Annotated in this window: 15 protein-coding genes; 8 read left to right on the top strand and 7 right to left on the bottom strand. The window is 65.8% G+C overall.

Going from position 1 to position 19,409, the window contains the following annotated elements; translation table 11 throughout:
- The 7 genes from BM190_RS17005 to hpaH form a co-directional block, all read right to left on the bottom strand.
- The coding region (locus BM190_RS17005) for a transposase (protein WP_143109052.1) at positions 1-281 on the bottom strand (281 nt) is incomplete at its 3' end.
- A gap of 102 nt (positions 282-383) precedes the next feature.
- Positions 384-2,012: a thiamine pyrophosphate-dependent enzyme gene (locus tag BM190_RS17000; protein ID WP_092256858.1), complete on the bottom strand. Its 1,629-nt coding sequence runs from the start codon at positions 2,010-2,012 to the stop codon at positions 384-386.
- A gap of 19 nt (positions 2,013-2,031) precedes the next feature.
- On the bottom strand, positions 2,032-2,901 hold the full coding sequence (locus tag BM190_RS16995; RefSeq protein WP_092256854.1) for a fumarylacetoacetate hydrolase family protein: 870 nt from the start codon (positions 2,899-2,901) through the stop codon (positions 2,032-2,034).
- Positions 2,901-3,884, bottom strand: coding sequence for a 3,4-dihydroxyphenylacetate 2,3-dioxygenase (gene hpaD, locus BM190_RS16990; protein ID WP_018315662.1), 984 nt, complete (start codon positions 3,882-3,884; stop codon positions 2,901-2,903). The genes BM190_RS16995 and hpaD overlap by 1 nt, the downstream gene beginning before the upstream one ends.
- A 123-nt stretch (positions 3,885-4,007) precedes the next feature.
- A complete protein-coding gene (gene hpaE, locus BM190_RS16985) occupies positions 4,008-5,546 on the bottom strand; it encodes a 5-carboxymethyl-2-hydroxymuconate semialdehyde dehydrogenase (RefSeq protein WP_092256850.1) in 1,539 nt (512 codons plus the stop codon).
- A complete protein-coding gene (locus BM190_RS16980; RefSeq protein WP_018315664.1) occupies positions 5,539-5,937 on the bottom strand; it encodes a 5-carboxymethyl-2-hydroxymuconate Delta-isomerase in 399 nt (132 codons plus the stop codon). Before BM190_RS16980 ends, hpaE begins: the two co-directional genes overlap by 8 nt.
- Positions 5,938-5,968: 31 nt before the next feature.
- Positions 5,969-6,775 (bottom strand): 2-oxo-hept-4-ene-1,7-dioate hydratase, encoded by an 807-nt coding sequence (gene hpaH / locus BM190_RS16975; RefSeq protein ID WP_092256846.1) that lies wholly within the window; start codon positions 6,773-6,775, stop codon positions 5,969-5,971.
- A gap of 111 nt (positions 6,776-6,886) precedes the next feature.
- Between hpaH and hpaR the strand changes: the two genes are divergently transcribed.
- From hpaR to BM190_RS16935, 8 genes are all read left to right on the top strand, one after another.
- Positions 6,887-7,405, top strand: a complete 519-nt coding sequence (gene hpaR, locus BM190_RS16970; RefSeq protein WP_018315666.1) for a homoprotocatechuate degradation operon regulator HpaR — start codon at positions 6,887-6,889, stop codon at positions 7,403-7,405.
- 383 nt (positions 7,406-7,788) lie between these two features.
- Positions 7,789-8,565, top strand: a complete 777-nt coding sequence (locus BM190_RS16965; RefSeq protein WP_008549964.1) for an HpcH/HpaI aldolase family protein — start codon at positions 7,789-7,791, stop codon at positions 8,563-8,565.
- A 95-nt stretch (positions 8,566-8,660) separates the two neighbouring features.
- Positions 8,661-10,184, top strand: coding sequence for a UxaA family hydrolase (locus BM190_RS16960; protein WP_092256842.1), 1,524 nt, complete (start codon positions 8,661-8,663; stop codon positions 10,182-10,184).
- Positions 10,185-10,414: 230 nt separating this feature from the next.
- Positions 10,415-10,933: a PAS domain-containing protein gene (locus BM190_RS16955; RefSeq protein WP_049814751.1), complete on the top strand. Its 519-nt coding sequence runs from the start codon at positions 10,415-10,417 to the stop codon at positions 10,931-10,933.
- On the top strand, positions 10,911-12,215 hold the full coding sequence (locus BM190_RS16950) for a methyl-accepting chemotaxis protein (RefSeq protein ID WP_177237113.1): 1,305 nt from the start codon (positions 10,911-10,913) through the stop codon (positions 12,213-12,215). Before BM190_RS16955 ends, BM190_RS16950 begins: the two co-directional genes overlap by 23 nt.
- A 321-nt stretch (positions 12,216-12,536) precedes the next feature.
- Entirely contained in the window at positions 12,537-15,806 is a 3,270-nt protein-coding gene (locus tag BM190_RS16945; RefSeq protein WP_092256836.1) for a transglutaminase family protein, read from the top strand.
- Positions 15,807-15,833: 27 nt separating this feature from the next.
- Positions 15,834-18,356, top strand: coding sequence for a circularly permuted type 2 ATP-grasp protein (locus tag BM190_RS16940; RefSeq protein WP_092256833.1), 2,523 nt, complete (start codon positions 15,834-15,836; stop codon positions 18,354-18,356).
- Positions 18,353-19,231, top strand: a complete 879-nt coding sequence (locus BM190_RS16935) for a transglutaminase family protein (protein WP_092256831.1) — start codon at positions 18,353-18,355, stop codon at positions 19,229-19,231. The genes BM190_RS16940 and BM190_RS16935 overlap by 4 nt, the downstream gene beginning before the upstream one ends.
- The last annotated feature ends 178 nt before the right edge of the window (positions 19,232-19,409 follow it).

The raw sequence follows: 19,409 nt of genomic DNA, 5'->3' as shown, positions 1-19,409 counted from the left end.
AAACCAACGAAGCGCTTGAATGACAACCGGTCGCCCAGCGCCTCCTCCAGTTCGCGCTCCGAAAGACCGTAGAGCGACTGCAGCAGCACCGCGCGAAACAGCACAAGCACCGGATAGCCTGGACGACCGGGGCTCCCTTCATCCCGCAAATGGCCGATCAGCTTCTCGAACCGGTACCACTTGACCAGGCCAGCCAACCGATCCAGCGCCGCATTGGCGCCGGCGCCCTTCGGCATCAGCGCTTCCACAAAGCTCGGCTGTCCTGTCCGCTTCACCGCCATCGTCATTCCCCCAAGGCTTTGCCCTAGGGAATCACAACTGGCGGATTACGCAACAGGCCCACAAGGGGAGAAGGGAAGAACCCTGGAACGACGATGCTCCGACTAAGGCTTCGGCGGGTGAATGAACGCCCAGGGGCTGACCTCCGAATCGCGCGTCACCTCGACCGAGATCAGATACGGCCCGCTATGCGCGAGCGCCTTTTCCAGCACGGCCTTGAACTGATCCGGCGCCGTGACACGCGCAGCCGCAACGCCAAAAGACTCCGCGAGCTTGACGAAATCCGGATTGACGAGGTCGGACGCCACTACGCGGCCGTCGAAACGTTCGCGCTGGTCGCGGCGGACATTGCCATAGGCGTTGTTGTTAAACACCAGTGTCACCACGCCGATGTTGAACTGCACGGCGGTGGAAAGCTCCTGCACGCCGAACATGAAGCCGCCGTCGCCGGTGATCGCCACCACCGGCTTGTCGGGGTTGGCGACCTTGGCACCTAGCGCGGTCGGGAAGCCCGAGCCGAGCGTGCCCTGATAGCCTGACGTGATGAAGGTGCGCGGCTGGTAGATCGGAAAGCCGTACCAGGAGGCAAAGCCGACCTGCGACAGTTCATCGGTGACGATCGCGTTCGCCGGCAGCACCTCGCGCAGGATGTTGAGATACGCCATCTGCGGCTGGATGCGCTGGATCTCGGCTTGCGCGGCCGCGGTCGCCTCGCGGATGTCCTCCCGCCGGCCACGGGTCCGCGTAAAGCCGGCTTTCTTCACGGCCGCGACGAGATCGGCCGTTCCGGCCTTGGCATCGGCGACGATGGCGGCATCGACGACGACCCGGCGCGTCTCGGTCGGGTCGATGTCGATCCGAACCGATTTCAGCCCCTTCGGCTGATAGGGCCAGCGGAAGCCGGATGCCGGCAGCTCTGCGCGGGTGCCGATTGCGATCATCACATCGGTTGTCGGCCACAGCTTGTAGGCCGCGGCCATGGTGAGGCCCAGCTCATGCGCATTGGAGACGATGCCGCGGCCGCTGCGGAAGGCGACCACGGGCGCATCGATCATCTCGGCGAGCTCGAGGATCTCCTCGCCTGCCTCGATCGCGCCGCTGCCGACGAAGATCATCGGCGCCTTGCTCGCCTTGATCAGCGCGGCGGCCTGCTTGATCAGATCCGGATCGGGCTGCGGCGCGGGCAGCGGCTCCAGCACCCGGGCAGCGGCGGTGTCCGCGCGCTGGGTGAAGACGTCCCAGGGCATCTCGACCGAGGCCGGGCCACGCCGTCCCGACATCATCTCCTGGAAGGCGCGCGCGACGACAGTCGGCGCATTGCCGGGATATTCGATCCGGTCGGCCCATTTCACATAGGTGCGCAAGGTCGCGAGCTGGTCCGGCATCTCGTGCAGATGGCCGCGGCCCTTGCCCAGAAACTGCGTCGGCACCTGGCCGGTGACGCACAGCATCGGCTCGTTGCAGCCGAACGCGGTGAGCAGTGCGGCGCTCGCATTGAGCACGCCGGGGCCGGGCACCACGCTGAACACGCCGGGCTTGCCGCTGGAGCGCGCATAGCCGAACGCCATGTAGCCGCAGGCCTGCTCGTGCCGCGCGCCGATCACCTTGAGCTGGGCCTGATGGAAGGCGTCGAACAGGCCGTAGACCTGCGCGCCCGGCAGGCCGAACACGGTGTCGACGCCATGGGCGACCAGGCCGCTTACGATCGCTTCGCCGCCGGTGAGGGTGGTCATTGCATCATTCCAATCTTGTTCAGGCTTCGTCGACGACACCGTTGCGCAAGCTGCCGATGCCTTCGGCCGTGACCTCGATGACGTCGCCGGGCTTCAGGTAACGCGGCGGATCGAACCGGGCACCAGCGCCGGTCGGCGTGCCCGTGACGATGATATCGCCGGGGACGAGCGTTGCGAAGGTGGAGATATAGTTGATGAGATAGCGGAAGGAGAACATCAGCCGGCTGGTGCGATCGTCCTGCCTGAGCTCGCCGTTGACATGCGTGGTGAGCCTGACATCGGCGATCTGCGATTCCTGGACGTAGGGCACGAGCCATGGGCCGAGGCTGCCGCTGGAATCAAAGTTCTTGCCTTGGGTGACGTTGAACTTGGCGTGGCGCAGCCAGTCGCGCACCGAGCCTTCGTTGCACAGCGTGAGCGCCGCGATGTGATCGAGCGCGCTGCTTTCCGGAATATGCCGTCCTTGCTTGCCGATCACCAGCACGATCTCGCCCTCATAATCGAGCTGCGCGGACGCCCGCGGGCGCACCAGCGGCGTGTCGTGGCCGACGAAGGAGCGGGGCGAGCGCATGAACATGCTCGGATATTTCGGCGCGTCCTGGCCGTCCTTGTATTCGGCGTTACGGTCGGGATAGTTGACGCCGATGCAGATGATCTTCTCCGGCGCGGGCACTGGCGGCAGCCAGGTGATATCGGCGATCGGTTGATCCGGCGTGCGGCCGGCGGCTTCCTCGGCAAGGCTCACGAGCTTGCCGGCCGCGATCACCTCGCGCAGCGTCGGATAGTGTTTTGCGTAGCGCGCGGAGAGGTCGACGATGCCGCCCTCGAGGACGGCACCGTAGCTGACATCACCCTTGACGGAATAGGTGGCGAGGCGAGGGAGTTTCATCAATCCGCCACCAGCACGTCGGCCACAAACTTCGGCTCACGCACGGCTTGCCCACTAAACAGCGAGCCCTGCTCGAACCAGGAACGCGGCGCGGGTGCGCCCCACAGCGTCTGGCGGCGCGGATCGCGCAGCGACCAGCGTAGCGGCTCATGGTCGTGATCTCCGGTGAAATAGTCGCTGGTGTAGAGCTCGAGCCGGTGTCCGTCGGGATCGCGCACATAGAGGAAGAATGCGTTGGAGATGCCGTGGCGTCCGGGGCCGCGCTCGATGTTCTTGACGAAGCCTTGGGACGCCATGACGTCGCAGAGATGGATGATGTTCATCGCCGTCGGCGTCCAGTAGGCGAAATGGTGCAGGCGAGGGCCCTTGCCGTTGGTGATGGCGAAGTCGTGGACATTGCCCTTGCGATGCATCCAGGCCGCGGCGATGCGGCCGTTCGGTCCATCCTCCTCGGCATATTCAGTGAGGCGGAAGCCGAGCCGGGCGTAGAACTCGACGGTGTCCTGCACCTCGGCGGCGAAGACGTTGAAATGATCGAGCCGCTGCGGGTGGCAGCCCCGGTAGAGATCATAGCGGCGCAGCAGATGCGGCCGCCGGTCCATCGACGCATAGAGCTCGATCTGGAAGCCGAAGGGGTCGGTGAACTGCAGGGTCCGGCCCTGGAACGGCTGGTCGACGAAGGCGTAGGAGAGGCCGTTCTCGGAAAGGAAAGCAGCGGCCTTGTCGAGATCCCCATCGTTGCCGACCTTGAAACCGAGCCGCGCGCACGCCGGGACTGCAGCCTTCCGCAGCACTAAAGAGTGGTGCTGATGCTCCTCCGCGGCGCGCAGGTACACGACCTTGTCGTCGGCGTCCTCGACGTGCAGGCCGACAATGGTCTCATAGAACTCGCGGCTCAGCTTCAAATCGGTGACGTCAAGCACGACGTGGCTGGAGCGGATGATGTTGAACGGCGGCTCGAAGATGTGTTGCGGTACGGGCATTTGCGTTTCCCCTCGGCTCGGTCGTCATTCCGGGCGGCTCGAAGAGCCGAACTATGGTGCGCAATTGCGCACCTGAGAATCTCGAGGTTCCGGATTCGCTTCGCGCTCCGGAACGACGAAGCGTTAAATTCCCAGTTTCTGAATCTTGTGCGTGCCTCGCGCCAGCGAGACGTGCTTGGTTTCCATGTAGAAATCGAACGAGTAATCGCCGCCGTCGCGGCCGATGCCGGACGCCTTCATGCCGCCGAACGGCGTCGGCAGATGGCGGACATTCTCCGAGTTGAGCCAGATCATGCCAGCCTCCAGCGCATCGGCGACGCGCAGTGCACGGCCGACATCGTTGGTCCAGACATAGCCGGTCAGGCCATAGCGGATGTCGTTGGCGATCTCGACGGCTTCAGCCTCGTCCTTGAAGGGCAGCACGGTGAGGAACGGTCCGAACACCTCCTCCTGCGCCACGCGCATCTTGCCGTGTGCGCCGGTGACCAAGGTAGGCTCGACATAATGTCCGCCGCCCGGGCCGTCATGGGCGTTGCCGCCGACGGCGATCACAGCGCCGTCCTGGCGCGCGACGTCGAAATAGGAGCACACTTTTGCCAGATGCCGCTCGTGGATCAGCGGCCCGATCTCGGTGGCGGGATCGAGGGGATGGCCGACCTTCAGGGCCTTCACGCGCGCGGTGAGCTTCTCCGTGAACTTGTCGGCAATGCCGGCCTGAACCAGGAGGCGGCTCGATGACGTGCAGCGTTCGCCGTTGAGCGAGTAGATCATGAACACGACGGCATCGAGCGCGCGGTCGAGATCGGCATCGTCGAACACGATCACGGGGTTCTTGCCGCCGAGCTCGAAATGCACGCGCTTCAACGTCGGCGCGCCCTGCACCATGATCGCCGAGCCCGTCGCGCTCTCGCCGACGAAGCCGATCGCCTTGATCGCGGGGTGCTCGGTCAGCGCCTTGCCGGCCTCCTCACCAAAGCCGTGGACGGTGTTGAGCACGCCGTCGGGAACGCCGGCCTGTTTGACGAGCTTGCTGAGCATGTCCGCGGTGACCGGCGACCATTCCGCCGGCTTGTGCACGACGGTGCAGCCGGCGGCAAGCGCGGGGGCGATCTTCCAGGTCGAGAGCATGAACGGCGTATTCCACGGCGTGATCACGCCGACCGGGCCGATCGGCACGCGCGTCGAGATATTCCAGTGCTCGTCGCTCGGCGTGTTGAGGCCGTCGCGCGCCTCGGCGCATTTGTCGGCGAAGAAGCGGAAATTCTCGGCGGCGCGGATCGCGGCCTTGGCCATGAAGCGATAGGCCTGGCCGGTGTCGATGCATTCGAGCACCGCGATGTCGTCGGCGTTGTCCTCGATCGCGTCGGCCACGCGATGCAGCAGCTTCTTCCGCATCGCCGGGCCCATGTCGCGCCAGGACTTGAAGGCAAGCGAAGCGGCCGTTGCGGCGCGGTCGATGTCTTCGGCGGTGCCGCGCGCGACGCTCGCGAGCGTCGTGCCGTCGACCGGTGACTTCGTCTCGAACGTCTCGCCGGAGATCGAGGCAACGGCCTTGCCGTCGATCATGTGACCGATGCCGTCGGCACGCAGCTTCTTCAGCAGCGGTGCGACGCGGTCGCGGTTGGCCTGGAATACATCGGCTTTCGGACTGGGCTTATCCATGGGCGGCTTCCACTTTCAGGGCGTCGTGGATGTTGTTGCGCTTCCAGCTGGTGTCCTTGTCGTTGATCTGCATGTCGAACGACAAAGCGAATTTGCTGGCAGCGAAGACGGGATCGAGATGGCGGGAGAGTGCCTGGAAGACGTGCTCGCCGGCTTTCTGGCGCGTGGGAAGGTCGCGGCCTTCGCCGATGCGCAGCACCATGTCGAGAAAGCCGTAGTCTTGCCTGTCATCGGCGATCGCATAGTGCTCGCACCTGATGGCGCGGACGCGGATGCCGCCGAGCGGGAAGATGCCAGTCTCGACCGCCGCCTTGCGCACGATCTCGCACACCGCCGCGATGTCGAGGCGGCCGTCGAGATTGGCCGAATATTCAATCGTGAAATGCGGCATCGCGGTTTCACTCCCTGTATTCTTGTGCGCCTTAAGCGAAGTAGCAGCTGACCGATCCGTAGGCGCCATAATCGGCCTGAATTGTGTCGCCCTTGCGGGTCTCGATCGGGCGGATGAAGGAGCCGGCAAGCACGACCTGTCCAGGCTCCAGCGCAAGGCCGAGCGGCGCGATCTTGTTGGCGAGCCAGGCCACAGCGGTCGCCGGGTGATTGAGCACGCCGGCGGCAAGGCCGGTCTCCTCGATCTGGCCGTTCTTGAAACACAGCGCGCCGATCCAGCGCAGGTCTGCATCCAAAGGCCGGATCGGCCGCCCGCCGAGCACGATGCCGGCATTCGCCGCATTGTCGGCGATGGTGTCGAAGATCTTTCGCGTCGCTTTGGTCTGGGGATCGACGCGCTCGATCCGCGTATCCAGAATCTCCAGGGCCGGCACCACGAAGTCGGTGGCGTTGAGCACGTCGAATAGCGTGCAGTCCGGCCCTGCGAGCCGCTTGCTCATGACGAAGGCGAGCTCGGCTTCGACCCGCGTGGCAATGAAGCGCTCGGTCGGAATGATCCCGCCATCGGCGAAGAACATGTCGTCGAGCAGCACGCCGGAATCGGGCTCGTCGATGTTGAGCGCGCCCTGCATCGCCTTCGAGGTCAGGCCGATCTTGTGGCCCTTGACGATGCGCCCCTCGGCGATCTTGACGTCGACCCAGGCCTTCTGAATCGCGTAGGCATCGGTGATGGTGATGCCGGAGAAATCCTGCGACAGCTGCCGGATCTGCACGCGGGTCTTCTCCGCCTGATGCAGACGCCGTGCGCAAGCTTGGATATCGTCGTTGGAAAGCGCCATTTGTGATCATACAAACTGAGGTGCCGGGAGATACTTAACATGTTAAGTGAATGCGTCAAACACAATTTCGGCTTGCTGCACTGCAAACGTTTTGCGGTTTGAAAGGGCATCATGGTGAAGAGACCGGCTGATCCAGCCAACGGAAGCGCGCCTGCCGCACGGCAGGTGCCGATGCGCGATTTCTCCCGCTCGCTGCCGATGTCGCTGCTGCGAGCCCGCGAAGCGGTGATGCGGCAGTTTCGTCCCTCGCTGCGCGAGCACGGCTTGACCGAGCAGCAATGGCGCATCCTGCGTGCACTGGCGGCGATCGAAACGGTCGAGGTCACGGAACTCGCCCGCACGGCGTTCCTGCTCGGACCGAGCCTGTCGCGCATCCTGCGCGATCTCGAGGCGCGCAATCTGATCGAACGAAAGACGGCGAAGGCGGACCAGCGCCGCAGCATGGTCTCGATCTCGAAAGAGGGCGTGAAGCTGATGGCCTCGGTGGCGCCGACGTCGGAAGCGATCTATGCCGAAATCACGCGACGCTTCGGTGCACGCAAGCTCGCCGAATTGCAGGAGATGCTCGGTGCGCTCGAACAGAGTCTTGCAGAGCTTGGCGCAAGCGAGGAGGCAAGTGCCGAAGAGTGAGCACGTGATGGCCGGAACCTGGTCGTCGGCGATGGTTTGACGTCGATTCGAAGGTGGGCGACGCTGGCCGTGTCGATGCCAGGGGCTAAACTGCCCATGCACGCCGAGCCGATGCGGGGGATCGGGGGCGCCGATTCCGGGCGATCCGGGGCGGAAAATCGTGACAGAGCGGCCCGATCCCTTGCCGGATGACACCCCAGGCGGCAATAGTGGGCGCCGCCCGCGAGGTCAGTGTCAGCGAAGTCGGTATCCAGCGCGCGAGCGCATAGGCGTTGCGTCATTGCGAGCGTAGCGCGGCGCTCCGGTTCGCGCTAACAGCGGGTCGTGCTGTCGCGGCGCTCGTCATGGTGACGAAGGTTCAAACAACAAAGAAGGAAGGCAACGTGGCGAACAAGGTCAAGGAAATCTGGAAGTCGGGCAAGGCCGTGGTCAACGCGTGGCTCGCTATACCCTCCGGCTTCTCGGCCGAGATGATCGCGCAATGCGGCTTCGACAGCGTCACCGTCGACATGCAGCATGGCGTGCAGGACTATCTGTCGATGGTGCAGTGCTTCCAGGCCATGGACAAGCACCCCGTGACCCCGATGGTCCGCGTGCCCTGGAACGAGCCCGGCATCATCGGCAAGGTGCTCGACGGCGGCGCCTATGGCGTGATCTGCCCGATGGTCAACACGCCGCAGGAAGCCAGGAACCTCGTCTCCTATTCCAAATATCCGCCGCAGGGCGTGCGCTCCAACGGCCCGATCCGCGCCGGCATGTACGGCACCGCGGGCTCGTATCAGAAGACCGCGAATGCCGACACCATCCTGCTGCCGATGATGGAGACCAAGACCGCGGTCGAGAACATGGAAGCGATCCTCGACGTCGAAGGCATCGACGGCGTCTATATCGGCCCGTCCGACCTCGGCTTCTCCTACGGCCTCGAGCCCAAGCTCGACCGCAGCGAGCCCGAGATCCTGGCGATCTACGAGAAGATCATCAAGGAATGCGGCAAGCGCGGCCTCAACCCGGGCATCCATTGCAGCGGCGCCGAAGGCGCAGCGCGCGCCATCAACATGGGCTTCAAGCTGGTGACGCTCTCGAACGAGGTCGGCCTGATGACGACCTACGCCAAGATGCAGGTCAATGCCACCCGCAAGGATTCGGGCGGAAAGGCCTAAGACCTCGCGAATGGCGAATGGGGGGGAGCGAATAGTGCTGCTCCCCTTTTTCCATTCGCCACTCGCTACTCACTATTCGCTCAAGGAGACCTGCCATGACCATCAGCCCCGTCATCCGCCTGCATCCCGATGATGGCGTGCTGATCGCGCGCGCCAGCCTGCCGCCCGGCACCGTTGTTGCTGACGGCGTGACCACGGTCGAGCGCATTCCCTCCGGCCACAAGGTCGCGATCAAGCCGATCGCTGTGGGCGAGCCTGTCATCCGCTACGGCCAGATCATCGGCTTTGCGACCATTCCGATCGCGCCGGGCCAGCACGTGCACGTGCAGAATATCGGCATGGGCGACTTCTCAAAAGACTATGCCTATTGCGCCGACGTCAAGCCGACGCCGAATTTCGACCTGCCGGCGACCTTCGAGGGCATCCGCCGTCCGGACGGCCGCGTCGCCACGCGCAACTATATCGGCATCCTCACCTCGGTGAATTGCAGTGCCCATGTCGCAAGCCTCGTCGCCGACGTCTTCAAGAAGAATCCCTTCACCGGCGACAATCCGCTGGCCGATTTCCCCAATGTCGACGGTGTGGTCGCGCTGACCCACAAGACCGGCTGCGGCATGACGCAGAACGAGCCCTTGGCGCTGCTCCGCCGCACGCTCGGCGGCTATGCGCGCCACGTCAATTTCTCCCACGTCATCGTGCTCGGCCTCGGTTGCGAGGTGAACCAGATCGGCGGCCTGATGGAGGAGCAGAAGCTCGCGGGACGCCTGCGCGCGATGGACATCCAGGAGGTCGGCGGTACCCGCAAGACGGTGGAGGCGGGCATCGCCTTCGTGCGCGAAGCGCTGGCTGACGCCAACAAGGTCAAGCGCGAGACGGTGCCGGCGAGCGAGCTCACCGTCGCCCTGCAATGCGGCGGCTCCGACGGCTATTCCGGCGTGTCCGCCAATCCCGCGCTCGGTGCGGCCAGCGATCTCATCGTGCGTCACGGCGGCACCGTGATCCTGTCGGAGACGCCGGAGACCTACGGCGCCGAGCATCTCTTGACGCGCCGCGCCGTCAGTCGCGAGGTCGGCGAGAAGCTGGTCGACCTGATGCGCTGGTGGGACGAATACACGGAGCGCGAAGGCGCCGAGATGAACGCCAATCCGAGCCCCGGCAACAAGGCCGGCGGCCTCACCACCATTCTTGAAAAATCGCTCGGCGCGATGGCGAAGGCCGGCACCACCAATCTCGTCGAGGTACTGCGTTACGCCGAGCCCATCACCAAGAAGGGTTTCGTCTTCATGGACACGCCCGGCTACGACCCTGTTGCGGCAACCGGGCAGGTCGCGGGCGGTGCCAATCTCGTCTGCTTCACCACGGGACGGGGCAGCGTGTTCGGCTGCAAGCCGGCGCCCTCGATCAAGCTCGCCACCAACACGCCCATGTACAAGCGCATGGAAGAGGACATGGACGTCAATTGCGGCACCATCCTCGAAGGCGAGGAGAGCGTGGAGCAATGCGGCCAGCGCATCTTCGAGCTCATTCTGAAGACCGCCTCCGGCCAGCCGACCAAGAGCGAGAGCTTCGATTTTGGCGGCGCCGAGTTCGCGCCCTGGGTGCTCGGCGCGACGATGTAATCGCGCGTCGCGCAGCATAGATGCAATTGCGTGTCATTGGGGGTAACGCGCGGGCGATGGGCAGCGCGTGTGGTCGCGCGAAATGCACCGATCGTTCGCTACGTAATGATACGGAGGCACGCTCCTCTCGCCGGGGATCTGCGGCTTACACCTGATTAACAATGTTGTCCTAGACAGGCGGATGATGCGCTCCACAGCGTGGTGGGGCCGGCCTTTTGAGGATCGAACCGATGCAAGCGATACGTCCTACTGGGGTGGAAAATCTCCTCGGTGAGGAGGAGCTGATTGTATCGAAGACCGATCTCAAAGGCCGCATCACCTACGCCAATGACGTCTTTCTCCGCATGGCGAAATACCCCTGGAAGCAGCTGATGGGCGCGCCCCACAGCCTGATCCGCCATCCCGACATGCCACGCTGCGTCTTCAAGCTGCTGTGGGATACGCTCCAGGCCAAGCAGGAAATCTTCGCCTACGTCGTCAATCTCGCGGGAGATGGCAGCCATTATTGGGTGTTCGCCCATGTCACCCCGACGCTCGACGATCACGGCAACATCATCGGCTATCACTCCAATCGACGCAGGCCCGATCCGGCGCCGGTCGAGCGCATCAAGCCGATCTACAAAGCGCTCTGTGCGGAAGAGGCGCGTCACGCCAATGCCAAGGACGGCATGCGTGCGAGCTTCGAAATGATGGTCGGTCTGCTCAAGCAAAACGGTGTCGGTTACGATGAATTTGTGCTCTCTCTCTAAGGCGCAGGGAGCGACCGCAGTCGCGTGCCTTCTCGCCAGCATCGCGTTCGTCGTCACGTTGCTCGGCTGGACCGGAATTGTCGGCGCAGCGCCGCTCGGCGCGGCGATCCTGCTGCTCGGCTACGCCGTCTGGTGTCAGCACCGCACGGCGGTGGCCGTCGATGAGGTCGCCGATGTCTGCCGCAAGGCGACGCGCGGCGATCTCGAAGCGCGGATCCTGAGCGAGCGGCAGGCCGGGCGGATCGGCGCCATCCAGAAGTCGGTCAACGACATGCTCGACATCACTGATGCCTTCGTGCGCGAGGCTTCGGCATCGATGGACTATGCCAGCCGCGGCAAGTATTTCCGCAAGATCCTCGCGCGCGGATTGCCCGGCTCGTTCCGCCGCTCGGCAACCGTCATCAATGCCGGCACCGACGGCCTCGGCCGCCGCGTGGTCGAGATCGCGGGCCTCGCAAAGCAGTTCGGCACGCATCTCGACGAAGTTGCGGGCAGCCTGATGAGCGCCGCGACCGACCTCGAATCCGATGCCGGCCAGATGGCGGCGGCGGCGGAGACGACGAACCGCCAGACCACCGGCATGCGCAGTGCGTCCGATCAGGCCTCGAGCAACGTTGCGACGGTGGCGAGCGCCGCGGAACAGCTCGCATCCTCGATCGCCGAGATCAGCCGCCAGGTGGCCGGCTCGACCACGAGCACCGGCCGCGCCGTCGACGAAGCCAATCGTGCCGGCAGCGAGATTCGTAGCCTCGCGGATGCGGCGCTGCGGATCGGCGACGTCGTCAAGCTGATCAGCGAGATCGCCGAGCAGACCAACCTGCTGGCGCTCAACGCCACGATCGAGGCGGCGCGGGCAGGCGAGGCCGGCCGCGGCTTCGCCGTCGTGGCCTCCGAGGTCAAGAGCCTCGCCAACCAGACCGCCAAGGCGACCGAGGAGATCAGCGCCAAGGTCGGCGAGATGCAGCAATCGACCACCAATTCGGTCGCGGCCGTCGAGGCGATCGCGCAGACCATCGCGGAGATCGACGGCATCACCGCCAGCATCGCCGCCTCGATCGAGCAGCAGGGCTCCGCGACCCGCGAGATCGCCCGCAACGTCCAGGAAGCATCAGTCGGCACCTCGCAGGTGTCCTCCAACGTGTCAGGCATCAGCGAAGCCGCTGCCGACACCGGCCGCGTCGCGAGCCGCGTCAACAGCGCCTCTGAACGCGTCCACGGCGAAGTCGAGACACTCAGGCGCGAAGTGACGCAATTCCTGCAGCGGCTGACGTCGGCGGCGTAGGGCTGCGCCGCTCACCGCTGTCGTCCCAGGCGTGCCCTGAAGCGCGCACCGGTCCGGGACCCATCACCAAAGGCAGAACCGTAGGGTGGGCAAAGGCGCGCACTTGCGCGCCGTGCCCACGAATTCTCACCAATCAAACGCAGGTCGTGGGCACGCTTCCGCCTTCGCTCTTCGAGCTACGGCGGACAAGTCGCTTTGCCCACCCTACGATACTGTCCGCGTAGCCCGCACCTTACCTAGGCACTCGCTGCCCGTTGTTAGTGCTTGATCGCGTCCACCTCAGGTGTTCTGCTCAAAAAAGCTGCTGGAGCATCGCACCCCGTGTCGATCTACGTCGCATTACACCACGTCACGCACTACAAATACGATCGCCCGATCGATGTCGGCCCGCAGACCATCCGCCTGCGGCCGGCGCCGCATACGCGCACGCCGATCATGAGCTATTCGCTCAAGGTCACGCCATCCAACCATTTCGTGAACTGGCAGCAGGATCCGCAGGGCAACTGGCTCGCCCGCTACGTCTTCCCGGAGAAGACGACCGAATTGAAGATCGAGGTCGACTTCACGGCGCAGATGACCGTGGTCAACCCGTTCGACTTCTTCGTCGAACCCTATGCCGACAGTTTTCCGTTCGACTATCCGAACGACCTGAAGACCGAACTGGCGCCTTATCTGGAGACCATCAAGCCCGATCGCCTGTTTGCGAAATATCTCGATACGATCCCGCAGGACGCTCCGAACACGGTCAACTTCCTGGTTGAGCTCAATCGCGAGCTTCAGAAGAAGATCCGCTACATCATCCGCATGGAGCCCGGCGTGCAGACGCCGGAGGAGACGCTCGCCTCGGGCGCAGGCTCGTGCCGCGACTCGGCCTGGCTCCTGATCCAGACCTTCCGTCATCTCGGCCTCGCCGCACGTTTCGTCTCCGGCTATCTCATCCAGATCCGTCCCGACATCGATCCGATCGAGGGACCGCCGGAAGTGGAGAACGACTTCACCGACCTGCACGCCTGGGCCGAGGTTTATCTGCCCGGCGCCGGCTGGATCGGTTTCGACGCGACCTCCGGCATGCTCGCGGGCGAGGGCCACATCCCGGTCGCCGCCACGCCGCATTATCGTTCAGCTGCGCCGATTTCCGGCAGCGCCGGCTTTGCCGAGGTCGAGTTCGCCTTCGATATGAGCGTCCGCCGCATCCGCGAGGCGCCGCGCATCACCAAGCCGTTCTCCGACGAATCCTGGGCGCGACTCAACGATCTCGGCGAGCAGGTCGACGGCGATCTCGCCGCGCAGGATGTGCGGCTCACCATGGGCGGCGAGCCCACCTTCGTCTCGGTCGACGATCTCGAAGCTGCGGAGTGGAATACGGAGGCCGTCGGCCCGACCAAGCGCGCGCTGGGCGACGATTTGATCCGCCGCCTGCGCACGCGCTTCGCGTCCGGCGGCCTGCTGCATTATGGCCAGGGCAAATGGTATCCGGGCGAGAGCCTGCCGCGCTGGGCGTTTGGCCTGTACTGGCGCAAGGACGGGGTGCCGATCTGGAAAAATGCCGACCTCATCGCCAGGATCGGGAATCCGCGGCGCGCCGAGACGAAGGATGCCGAGGCCTTCATGGAGGGTACGGTGGCGCGCCTCGGGCTCGATCCCGGCTACATCATCCCGGCTTACGAGGACACCGCCTACTGGCTCCAGAAGGAAGCCGAGCTCCCCGTCAACGTCGATCCCTCCGACTCCAAATTGTCCGATCCGGAAGCGCGCGCGCGGATGGCGCGGGTGTTCGACGAGGGCCTCAACACGCCGCGCGGCTTCGTGCTGCCGGTGCAGCGCTGGAACGCGCCGCCGCGCTGGCGCAGCGAGCGTTGGGCTCTCCGGCGCAATCACCTGTTCCTGATGCCCGGCGATTCCCCGCTCGGCCTGCGCTTGCCGATCGGCTCGCTCGGCCACGTCCCGCCGAACCAATATCCGTACATCGTCGAGCAGGACCCGATGGAGCCGCGGGGCAAGCTGCCGGTGTTCACGCTTGCGGCGCGCCCGCAGTCGCCGCCGCGGATCGCGCCGGAGCAGCTCAACACGTCGGTCCCGGTCCGCACCGCGATGTCGGTCGAGATCCGCGATGGCGTGCTCTGCGCCTTCATGCCGCCGGTCGAGCGCATCGAAGACTATCTCGAGCTGATCGCGGCGCTCGAAGCCACGGCCGAGGAGATGCAGCTCCCCGTCCACGTCGAGGGCTATCCGCCGCCGTTCGATCCGCGCATCGAGGTCATCAAGGTGACGCCGGATCCCGGTGTCATCGAGATCAACATCCAGCCGGCGAAGAGCTGGCGCGAGGCGGTCGACATCACCGCCGGCCTCTATGAGGACGCCGGGAAAGTTCGCCTCGGCGCCAACCGCTTCCTGGTCGACGGCCGCCACACCGGCACCGGCGGCGGCAACCACGTCGTTGTCGGCGGCTCCTCGCCGCAGGACTCGCCGTTCCTGCGCCGGCCCGACCTGCTCAAGAGTCTGGTCTTGTACTGGCAGCGGCATCCGTCGCTGTCCTACTTCTTCTCCGGCCTGTTCATCGGCCCGACCAGCCAGGCGCCGCGCATCGACGAAGCCCGCCACGACAGCATCTACGAGCTCGAAATCGCGCTCTCGCACGTGCCGCCGCCGGGCTACCAGACGCCGCTGTGGTTGGTCGACCGGCTGTTCCGGCATCTGCTCGTCGATATCACCGGCAACACCCATCGCGCCGAGATCTGCATCGACAAGCTCTATTCCCCGGAGGGCTCGACCGGCCGGCTCGGCCTCGTGGAATTCCGCGCGCTCGAAATGCCGCCCGATCCGCGCATGTCGCTGGCGCAGCAGCTCTTGATCCGCGCGTTGATCGCAAAGTTCTGGCGCGAGCCGCAGGCCGGCAAGTTCGTGCGCTGGGGCACGGCGCTGCACGACCGCTTCATGCTGCCGCATTTCATCTGGGAGGATTTTCTCGACGTTCTCACTGAGCTGAAGCAATCAGGCTATCCGTTCGAGCCGGAATGGTATCTGGCCCAGCTCGAATTCCGCTTCCCCGCCTTCGGCCGCGTCCATCATGGCGGCGTGACGCTGGAGCTGCGCCAGGCGCTGGAGCCCTGGCACGTGCTGGGCGAGGAGGGCTCGGCCGGCGGCACCGTGCGCTATGTCGATTCATCGGTCGAGCGGCTTCAGGTCAAGGCGGAGGGTTTTGTCGAGGGCCGCCACATCGTCACCTGCAACGGCCGCCGCCTGCCGATGACCGCGACCGGCCGCTCGGCCGAGGCCGTGGCCGGCGTCCGCTTCAAGGCCTGGCAGCCGGCCTCCGGCCTGCACCCGACCATCCCGGTCCATGCGCCCCTGACCTTTGATCTCATCGACACCTGGAATGGCCGCTCCCTCGGCGGCTGCGTCTACCACGTCGCCCATCCCGGTGGCCGCAGCTACGACACCAAGCCGGTCAACACCTACGAGGCCGAGGCGCGGCGGCTGGCGCGCTTCCAGGACCACGGCCATACGCCGGGGCCGGTCCAGCCACCGCCCGAGGAACGCACAAATGAGTTTCCGCTGACCCTCGACTTGCGGACCCCGCTCCTGCAATGAGTATGATGGTTGGGCAGGGAGAGGCGCATGAGCGAGGGCGCAGCCGAGCAGGACAAGGCGGGTAGGGCGCAAGGCCAGCGTGAAGGCCAGCGCCGCCTTGCCCAATGGGTCCGCGACTATCGCCGCCTGCCCGGGATTCCCGACGAGTTCCTGGGGCCCGACGGCGTCCCGCGCGCGGTCTGGAGCCGATTCTTCGATGCCTTCGGGGCGCTCGCGCCCGACGAGATCGAGCGTCGCTTCGGCATGGCCGACCGTCATCTGCGCGAAGCCGGCGTCACCTACCGTGCGCCCGGCGACAGCGCCGACCGGCCGTGGTCGATCAGCCATCTGCCGCTCCTGATCGACGAGGCCGACTGGCAGCAGCTTTGCGCCGGCATCACCCAGCGCGCCGAGCTGCTCGAGCTGGTACTGCGCGACATCTATGGCGAGGGCCGCCTCGTTGCGGAAGGCGCGCTGCCCGCGGCCGCGATCGCCGGTAGTCCCGAATATCTGCGTCCCGTCTGCGGCGTGCCGCCGCCGGGCGGGCGCTACCTGTCGATCTATGCTGCTGATGTCGGCCGCGGCCCCGACGGCCGCTGGTGGGTGCTCGGCGACCGCACCCAGGCGCCGTCGGGCGCGGGCTACGCGCTGGAGAATCGCCTCGTGCTCTCGCGCGCCTTCTCCGACCTCTATAAGTCGATGAACGTGCCGCGCGTCGCGCCGTTCTTCGAGGCCTTCCGCGACAGCCTGCGCGCGCGTGCCGACCGCGACGAGCCCAGGATCGGCGTGCTGACGCCCGGCAGCTTCAGCGAGACCTATTTCGAGCACGCGACGCTGGCGCGCTATCTCGGCTTCCTCTTGGTCGAGGGCGACGATCTCGCCGTCAGCGACAACCGCATCCACATCCGCACGGTCGCCGGGCTGAAGCGGCTCGACGTGCTGCTCCGCCGGGTCGATTCCAATTCGCTCGATCCGCTCGAGCTCGATGCCTCCTCGCATCTCGGTGTGCCCGGCCTGATCGACGTGCTGCGCAAGGACGGCGTCGTCGTCGCCAACATGCCGGGCTCGGGCGTGCTGGAGGCGCGGGCGCTGCTCGGCTTCCTGCCGGCGCTGAGCCGCCGCCTGCTTGGCGAAGAGCTGAAGATGCCGCACATCGCGACCTGGTGGTGCGGCCAGCGCAGCGCGCGCGAGGAGGTGCTGGCGCGGCTCGACGAGGTCGCGATCGAAGGCGCCTATCGGCGCGGCGTGCCCGGTTTCGACAGCGCGGGGCCGGTGCTCGCGAGCGAGCTGGATGCGAGCGACCGCCAGCGCCTGATCGACGCCATCGCCGCGCGCGGCATGGATTATGTCGGCCAGGAGGTGGTGCGGCTGTCGACCATGCCGGTGTGGGAGCAGGGCCAGATTACGCCGCGTCCGTTCGTGCTGCGCGTGTTCGCAGCCGCCACGCCCGACGGCTGGGCCATCATGCCCGGCGGTTTCTGCCGGATCGCCGAGCAGCCGGATGCGCGCGCGGTGTCGATGGGCGACGGTGCGCGCGCCGCCGACGTCTGGGTGGTCTCCGACAAGCAGGTCTCGACCGCGACGTTGCTGCCGGCGACCGACAAGGTCCGCATCCGCCGCATCGCCGGCGTGCTGCCGAGCCGCGCCGCCGACAATCTGTTCTGGCTCGGCCGCTATCTCGAACGCGCCGAGGCGACGCTGCGGCTGGTGCGCGCCTTGGGCTCGCCGAGCGGGCCCAACAAGGGCACCGCGGCCTCGCTGCAGTCGGGCGAACGCATCCAGCGCCTGCTGGTGGCCTGGGGCGCGATCTCGCAGACTTCGCGCGCCGCGCCTGGGCGGATCACCGCCGAAGCGTTGCAGAGCGCGGAACGTTTCGGCTCGGCGCTGTCGCTGGTACGCGCGGCGCAGCGCACGGCGACCTCCTTGCGCGAGCGGCTGTCGCCCGATGCCTGGCAGGTCATCACCGAGATGGCCGAGCGCCTGGCCTATCAGGTCGAGGGCGACGACGGCGTGCTGAGCGCGGCCGAGTTGACCTTGCAGGAGCTCGCCAGCCTCGCAGGACTGGCGCAGGAGAACATGAACCGCGCCGCCGGCTGGCGCTTTCTCGACATCGGCCGCCGCACCGAGCGCGCCATCAACACCACGCGCTTCACGCGCCAGTTCGCCTATGACGAGGCCGGCGACGAGGATCTCGACATCCTGCTGACGCTGGTGGATTGCCAGATCACCTATCGCTCGCGCTATCTGCTGGCGCCGATCCTGGCGCCGGTGCGCGACCTTGCCGTGCTCGACGGCTACAATCCGCGTTCGGTGGCGTTCCAGGTGACGACGCTGAACGAGCACATCGCCGCGCTGCCCAGCCTGAAGGAGCACGGCCTGATCGAGAAGCCGCAGCGCCTTGCGGTGGCGATGCAGGCGATGCTGGCGACCGCGGAGGCCGAGAAGCTCGAGGTCAAGACACTGTTCGCGCTGGAGCAGGACCTGCTCAGCCTCGCCGATGCGATCGGTCAGCACTACTTCCCGCACGGCCCCAATGCCGCCCGGCCGGAAAAGCTGACGGGGCTGGCGTGATCTACGACATCCGTCACGTCACCACCTACGAGTACGAGAATCCGGTCAGCTTCGCCCGCTGCACGCTGCGGCTGGAGCCGAGGAGCGGTGGCGGCCAGGAGCTGATCTCGCACAAGGTCGAGATCCGCCCGCGCCCAGCCGAGCGCAACGTCCGGCGCGACTTCTTTGGCACGCTGACCGAAAGCATCGTGATCGAAGCGGCGCATCGCAATTTGCGGATCGACTCGCGCTCGCGTGTCTCGGTGTCGCGCCGGCCGCCGGCGCGCGATGCCGACAGTCCGAGCTGGGAGAGCATCCGCGACATCGCCTTCGAGGCGACCAGCCTCGGACCGTCCTCGCCGGTCGGATATGTCTTCGCCAGCCCGCTGGTGCCGGTGTTGCGTCCGGTCAGCGCATATGCGGGGATGAGCTTTGCGCCGGGCGCGGGCATCCTCGAGGGCGCAGTCGATCTCATGCACCGCATCCGCACCGAGTTTCGCTACGACCCCAAGGCGACGGTGATCTCGACGCCGCTGAACGAGGTCTTCGACAAGCGACACGGCGTCTGCCAGGATTTTGCCCATGTGATGATCGCAGGGCTGCGCGGGCTCGGTCTGCCGGCGGCCTATGTCAGCGGCTATCTGCGCACCATTCCGCCGCCGGGGCAGGCCCGCCTGCAAGGCGCCGATGCCACCCATGCCTGGGTGTCGCTGTGGTGCGGGGCGGAGCTTGGCTGGGTCGATTTCGACCCGACCAACGATCTCTTGATTGCCAACGACCATATCGTGCTTGCGGTCGGACGCGACTTTTCCGACGTCTCGCCGGTCGACGGCATCATCGTCGGCTCACCCAAGCAGAAACTCGGCGTCGCCGTGGACGTGGTGATGGTGGAATAAACGCGCCTCGTCGGCCGGGCTCGCCACGCGGGCGTGCCGCGCCTTCACCGCAACCGCGATCTTGCATAGCACAACGGTAACATATTTCCGTAATCGCGTTCCCGGGGGTTTGGTCACTCGGCCCAAGATGGGCTATGGTGGGTCGTTGCGTCGAGGACAAGAACGAGACTTCGGGAGC

It is taken from the genome of Bradyrhizobium sp. Rc3b (assembly GCF_900114915.1).
Lineage (GTDB): Bacteria > Pseudomonadota > Alphaproteobacteria > Rhizobiales > Xanthobacteraceae > Bradyrhizobium.
The sequence above is the reverse complement of the archived record's forward strand: the minus strand, read 5'-3'. Positions and strand labels throughout refer to the sequence as shown.

What these genes read in the sequence shown, in the direction of transcription:
- BM190_RS17000 (WP_092256858.1), bottom strand. Translation starts at nt 2,012, where the DNA reads ATGACCACCCTCACCGGCGGCGAAGCGATCGTAAGCGGCCTGGTCGCC.
- BM190_RS16995 (WP_092256854.1), bottom strand. Translation starts at nt 2,901, where the DNA reads ATGAAACTCCCTCGCCTCGCCACCTATTCCGTCAAGGGTGATGTCAGC.
- hpaD (WP_018315662.1), bottom strand. Translation starts at nt 3,884, where the DNA reads ATGCCCGTACCGCAACACATCTTCGAGCCGCCGTTCAACATCATCCGC.
- hpaE (WP_092256850.1), bottom strand. Translation starts at nt 5,546, where the DNA reads ATGGATAAGCCCAGTCCGAAAGCCGATGTATTCCAGGCCAACCGCGAC.
- BM190_RS16980 (WP_018315664.1), bottom strand. Translation starts at nt 5,937, where the DNA reads ATGCCGCATTTCACGATTGAATATTCGGCCAATCTCGACGGCCGCCTC.
- hpaH (WP_092256846.1), bottom strand. Translation starts at nt 6,775, where the DNA reads ATGGCGCTTTCCAACGACGATATCCAAGCTTGCGCACGGCGTCTGCAT.
- hpaR (WP_018315666.1), top strand. Translation starts at nt 6,887, where the DNA reads ATGGTGAAGAGACCGGCTGATCCAGCCAACGGAAGCGCGCCTGCCGCA.
- BM190_RS16960 (WP_092256842.1), top strand. Translation starts at nt 8,661, where the DNA reads ATGACCATCAGCCCCGTCATCCGCCTGCATCCCGATGATGGCGTGCTG.
- BM190_RS16955 (WP_049814751.1), top strand. Translation starts at nt 10,415, where the DNA reads ATGCAAGCGATACGTCCTACTGGGGTGGAAAATCTCCTCGGTGAGGAG.
- BM190_RS16950 (WP_177237113.1), top strand. Translation starts at nt 10,911, where the DNA reads ATGAATTTGTGCTCTCTCTCTAAGGCGCAGGGAGCGACCGCAGTCGCG.
- BM190_RS16940 (WP_092256833.1), top strand. Translation starts at nt 15,834, where the DNA reads ATGAGCGAGGGCGCAGCCGAGCAGGACAAGGCGGGTAGGGCGCAAGGC.